At 56.0% G+C, this 1,597-nt stretch carries 1 protein-coding gene; it reads right to left on the minus strand.

Annotation, left to right across the window (positions count from 1 at the left end):
- Nucleotides 1-1,483: IS1634 family transposase (locus ACRQFC_RS09180; RefSeq protein WP_435734676.1), on the minus strand; the 1,483-nt coding region annotated here is incomplete at its 3' end.
- Between the last annotated feature and the right edge of the window lie 114 nt (nucleotides 1,484-1,597).

Consider the following 1,597-nt stretch of genomic DNA (forward strand, 5'->3'; position numbering starts at 1 on the left):
GAGCATGAACGACCTGCCCGCCGACCTCAAGCGTGAACGAGCGGTACTTCTTCAACGTCCGCACCAACCGTTTCAACGACACACCCGTGGCCTGCTCAAGAACATGCCCGCACGCCATCGCCACCATCACAATCGTTAAATGCGCCTGGATCGAGTCCTCTTTACGGTGAAAGATCGGACGCGCCCGTAAATCCGACTTCGCCATCCGGAAAGCCTTCTCGATACGGAATAACCGGCGATAAAAACCGATCACCGCACCAGCATCCAAATCCAACCGATTCGTCTCGTAACCCTTAATCCCAGCCAACGCAAGATGCTTATCCGCTAACGCCTGGTTCACGCGCTTATTAGGAGCTTGCAAGTCAACATACCGGTTACGCTTGACCGGTATTTTCCCTTCCACCGCACGCCTGGCCTTGTCTAACTGTTCTTCCACACCCCGCCTGGTGCGCCGAGCCCGATCCTTGGAGTACTGATAATAAACAACCGACTCCACCACACCCACACCCTGCCCAGCCACCCTCTTAGCGTGGTTTTCTTGACGCCAGACCTGACCATCCACATAGTCTTTACCCGGATTCTCTTCACGCCACTTTGCGATAGGAGCAGGGATATCACGTTCTTTCGTGCCCAGAATATAGCCCAGACCAGCCCCGATAATCTCTTGCTTGTTAGAAGCTGAGAACATTCCCGCATCAGCCACAACCGTGATATCGGTAAGCCGGTAGGCACGCCTGAGGCGTTCAATCATGGGTAGCATCGTGTGGGTCTTGGCCCGGTTTCCTTCAAACCCACCAATCGCCAACGGCAACCCACATGCGTCGGTGAGCATCCCGACCGTGATCTGCGGGTCAATACGGCGTTCTTTCGAATACCCCGGCTTGCGTAACTCGTCTTCTTTATCCGTCTCGAAATACAAGGTTGTTACGTCGTAAAGGACGAGAACGCCTGGCCCGATACCCGCATGCCTTGCTAGCGTGGCCGTGATCCTGTCACGGAATTCTTCTTCCGTATAACGGGGCAGGTGGCGTTTAATCGTGGAATACGAAGCCGAACGCGCCCCGACCTCGGCAAGAGTCTCGATGGAATCAAACTTGGAGCCCGGGTGGATAATCCTGGCGGCTACCAGATCGTAGAACACCGGGTCATGGCTGGTTGGCACGCCTAGACCTAGGAAATCAAAAGCCCCACGGATCGCGTCGAGGAGGTAGCCGGCACGCTCGCTAGCCACGGTCAAGGGATTATCCACCGAACCACTAGCCACGCGCGCCGGCGCTGTCTCAACGCCCGTCTCCAGGTTTAAGGAGAGCTGGTCCCCGTCGATCAAGCGCTGGGCCTGGGCTTTTAAGAGCGCGAGTTCACCGGGCGTGTGGGCTGAACCAATGTGCTCGAGTACGGGCTTGCGATCCACGTAACGCCACACGATTTGTACCGCGGTAGCGCCCGACTTGGTTATCACGGTACGAATCCGGGGTCGTGGCATACTCCATAGCCTACCCCCAACCCGTTAGTACGACATTTCACCCACGAACGAGACAAAACCCCAGGCCACAACGTCAATATGAAACCTATCACGACAAAATGAGCCAAGTCAGGT

This window comes from Actinotignum inguinis, assembly GCF_051265835.1.
In the GTDB taxonomy this organism is placed as follows: domain Bacteria; phylum Actinomycetota; class Actinomycetes; order Actinomycetales; family Actinomycetaceae; genus Actinotignum; species Actinotignum timonense.